We start from the raw sequence: 3,825 nt of genomic DNA, 5'->3' as shown, positions 1-3,825 counted from the left end.
GTGTAAGCGCAGTAATGCGTTCAGCTAACTGATACTAATTGCCCGTAAGGCTTGATCCTATAACAAGTCTGCCTTGTAGATCGGCGCCGTGTGAAAGCACTGGCCGCAAGATCCAAAGCGACAAGTTGAATTCTCGTGTGTGATACACACAACTCAAAATTACTGCTTCTTCCAAGATTGGTTGTGCTGCGAAGCAGCGCAACAACCCTCTTTGCCTGATGACCATAGCGAGTCGGTCCCACCCCTTCCCATCCCGAACAGGACCGTGAAACGACTCTACGCCGATGATAGTGCGGATTCCCGTGTGAAAGTAGGTAATCGTCAGGCTCCCTAAGCCAAGAACCCCCGCCCGAAAGGCGGGGGTTTTTGCATTGGGGCGACGGAAATGTGCGATGCCGGACACGCGAAATGCGGCCGCGCTGCGGCGCCGATGGGCGTTGATTCGGACCGAGGTCGCATCCACGCCACCCGCCACATTCGACCACCTTCCATCCCGCTTCCACGAGCTTGGCATATAAAGATGCTCCGCCTGCCCAGGTTGCCCGTTCACTTGCGTCGGTACTATCGAAGCTGGTGTCCTCTCAGGTATCTGCTGTCTTCGCGATCCACCGCCAGCACCTCTGAAATCCCCGGTCCGTTCGTCGATGGGCTGCACCAGCGCACCGTCAGCCGGCGTCCTGCCAATGTCGACGCACTCAGCAGCGATCACATGATGGCCGATGATGAGCGACGTTTGTCGACGATGATCGACAAATCCCGATTCCTGCCGAAAAACTCCCTGCGTGATCCATCTGTCTTTCGACACGCTGTGTCGACCTGATCGTGTGCGCCCTGTACGGACGCATACGAAATCGTCGTAAAAATCTATGCGCATAAAGTCCATTTGCGCGACGTGCCTTGCAGAGCGGAAAGCAGGCCCTTCAGGTTAATATCGCCATTCGTCCCGATTCCCGGCGCTTGTCCACATCTGCCGGCGGTCGGCGTCTTCCGCATTCCGTCTCCTGCATCGTTCATGACTGACAGCCCTGCCCAAGGTGGTCGGACGACCGACTTCTTGCCGTATCTCGTCGCCGCAACGTTTTTCATGGAGTACCTCGACACGACCGTGATCGCGACCGCGCTGCCGCAAATGGCGCGCTCGTTCGGCGTCGGACCGAACGCGCTGAGTCTCGGGATGACCGCGTACATGCTGGCGCTGGCGGTGTTCATTCCGATCAGCGGCTGGATCGCCGATCGCTACGGTTCGCGCACGGTGTTCGCGAGCGCCATCGTCGTCTTTACCGGTGCGTCGGTGCTGTGCGGGCTGTCTGAAGGTGTGATGTCGTTCACGGCTGCGCGGCTGCTGCAGGGTGTCGGCGGGGCGATGATGGTGCCGGTCGGACGGATGATCGTCGTGCGCAGCACCGACAAGGCCAAGCTGATGCGCGCGATCGCGACAATCACGTGGCCGGGCATCGTCGCGCCCGTCGTCGGGCCGCCGATCGGCGGCTTCATCACGACCTATGCGTCGTGGCGCTGGATCTTCCTGTTGAACGTCCCGTTCGGCATCGCTGCGCTCGTCTGTACCTGGCTGATCGTCCGGAACACGCGGGCCGACGAGCAACGGCCGCTCGACTGGATCGGCTTCGTGCTGGCCGGTGGCGCGCTAACCTGTCTGCTGATTGGCACCGAGGCGGCCGGGCAGCAGGATGTCGACTTCACGCGCGCGGGTGTCCTGGTGGGGGCGAGCGTGCTGTTCGGCATGGCCGCGTGGTTGCATGCGCGGCGTTGCGCGCATCCGCTGCTCGATTTCACGACGCTGAAGGTGCCGACGTTCTCGGTGACGGTGCTCACCGGTTCGGTCACGCGGATGGCGATCAACGCCGTGCCGTACCTGCTGCCGCTGCTGTTCCAGATCGGTTTCGGGTTGTCGCCGTTCCAGTCGGGCCTGCTGCTGCTGGCTAGCGCACTCGGCAATCTGGGGATGAAGGCGGGAACGTCCTGGATTCTCGACCGATACGGCTTCCGGCGCGTTGCACTCGTCGATGTGACGATCGTCGGCTTCTTCACGATCGCGTGCGGTTGGCTGACCGCGTCGACGCCGCTGGCGATCACGCTGCTCGTCGTATTCGTCTACGGACTCACGCGGTCGATGCAGTTCACGACGCTGGCGACGCTCGCCTATGCGGATATCCCGGCTCAGCAGACGAGTGCAGCCAGCACGCTGTGGAGCGCTGCGCAGCAGATGACGATCGGGATGGGGATCGCGTTCGGCGCATTGTCATTGCGTCTCGCGGCACTCGCGCGCGGCGATGCGGCCGGCATGCACTACGTGCTCGACGATTTCCGCTGGGCGTTCGTCGCGGCCGGCGTGCTCGCGCTGCTGACGTTGCCGGGCTATGCGCGGCTGGCTTCCGATGCCGGCGATCGGCTGCGGGCGATCGTGGCGCGAGGGTAGGCCGGACTGCAGGCTGCATGTGCGTGACGACAGGTGAATACGGCTGTTTCTCGTCATTCACCTGAACGTAGGGCCGTCACGGCCGCGGTGGTCCGACGGTCGACGCAATCGATCGCCGTCGCTGCGTGCGAGTGATCACGCTGAATAGCCAATTCCCGATTGCAGGCTTCCCGAGCAATGGCGCGCAGTGCTCCGTGCATGCACCCGGTGCATGGTGAGCGGTGCGGCGGCGTCGCGCCCGTCTCGACTGCCGTTACTGTGCGTCGTGGAAGATGATGCCGACCGTGTGGCGGTGGCCGCTTCGGATCCGGCTCACGCCGTGACGCAGGTTGACGCGATAGACGCCGCGCGTTCCCTGCACGGGCCTGCCATGTACGGCGAAGATCACCGCGTCGCCTTGCATCAGCGGCACCACTTCCGTACGCGACTGCATGCGTGGCCGCTGTTCCGTCAACACGAACTCCCCTCCGGTGAAATCGCGGCCCGGCGCCGACAGCAGGATCGCGACCTGGAGCGGAAACACGTGTTCGCCATAGAGATCCTGATGGAGGCAGTTGTAGTCGTCGGGGCCGTATTGCAGGATCAGCGGTGTCGGTCGCGTCTGTCCCGCCGCGTGGCAGCGATCGAGGAATGTCGTGTGGTCTTTCGGATAGCGGACGTCGATCCCGAGTGCCTGGTTCCAGCGATTCGCGATCGGCGCGAGATGCGGGTAGAGCGTCGCGCGCAATTCGGCGACGAGCGCAGGCAGCGGGTACGCGAAGTACTTGTATTCGCCGCGGCCGAACCCGTGCCGTGCCATCACGACGCGTGAACGATAGAGCGCATCCCGTGGATAGAGCGATGCGAGCGCATCGCATTCGCGTGCCGGCATCAGGCCCGGCACGTGCGCGCATCCGTAGCGATCGAGTTCGGTATCGACGGTCGACCAGTCGATCGCATCGACGCGTTGTGCGATGTCCGTCGATTCGACGGCAGGTTGCAGATCGGCAATGTTCACAGGTGCACCTCGATTCATCCGCAACGTGGCGCCGTGCGGTTGCGCACGGTCGAATCCACGACGAAAGTTGATGAACCCAGTCTAGCGGCGTCCGTGTGCGGATGCGTTCCAGATCTTGCGCTTCAATTCGGAGGGGGAAACGGGGAGACGCGGCACCGACATACCCAATGAGGTGACTTGCTCGAGCGAAGAGGCGAAGAGGCGAAGAGGCGAAGAGGCGAAGAGGCGAAGAGGCGAAGAGGCGAAGAGGCGAAGAGGCGAAGAGGCGACGATCCGGTCAGCCGCAGCCGCAGCCGCAGCCGCAGCCGCAGCCACAGCCACAGCCACAGCCACAGCCACAGCCACAGCCACAGCCACAGCCACAGCCACAGCCACAGCCACAGCCACAGCC

2 protein-coding genes, 1 rRNA gene and 1 pseudogene are annotated in these 3,825 nt (G+C 63.0%); 2 read left to right on the top strand and 2 right to left on the bottom strand.

The window, feature by feature from the left end; translation table 11 throughout:
* Positions 1-214: 214 nt before the first annotated feature.
* Both rrf and BLA15945_RS37415 read left to right on the top strand, forming a co-directional pair.
* Positions 215-327, top strand: a 5S ribosomal RNA gene (gene rrf / locus BLA15945_RS37420).
* Positions 328-1,012: 685 nt separating this feature from the next.
* The gene (locus tag BLA15945_RS37415) at positions 1,013-2,437 is read left to right on the top strand and encodes a DHA2 family efflux MFS transporter permease subunit (protein ID WP_174994762.1); all 1,425 of its coding nucleotides are present in this window, start codon (positions 1,013-1,015) and stop codon (positions 2,435-2,437) included.
* Positions 2,438-2,690: 253 nt separating this feature from the next.
* On the opposite strand, the gene BLA15945_RS37410 is transcribed toward BLA15945_RS37415, so the two are convergent.
* Positions 2,691-3,434 carry a 2OG-Fe(II) oxygenase gene (locus BLA15945_RS37410; protein WP_174994761.1) on the bottom strand — a complete coding sequence of 248 codons (744 nt, stop codon included), beginning with the start codon at positions 3,432-3,434 and terminating at the stop codon, positions 2,691-2,693.
* Between the two features lie 122 nt (positions 3,435-3,556).
* Positions 3,557-3,825 (bottom strand): annotated as a pseudogene (locus BLA15945_RS37405) (hypothetical protein); the annotation flags it as partial.

The sequence above is a fragment of the Burkholderia arboris genome (genome assembly GCF_902499125.1).
Classification (GTDB): Bacteria; Pseudomonadota; Gammaproteobacteria; order Burkholderiales; family Burkholderiaceae; genus Burkholderia; species Burkholderia arboris.
Note: the sequence above shows the minus strand (reverse complement) of the source record. Positions and strands in the feature narration are given on the sequence as shown.

Bases quoted from the DNA above. Each gene is read 5' to 3' on its own strand.
- BLA15945_RS37415 (WP_174994762.1), top strand. From the start codon at position 1,013: ATGACTGACAGCCCTGCCCAAGGTGGTCGGACGACCGACTTCTTGCCG.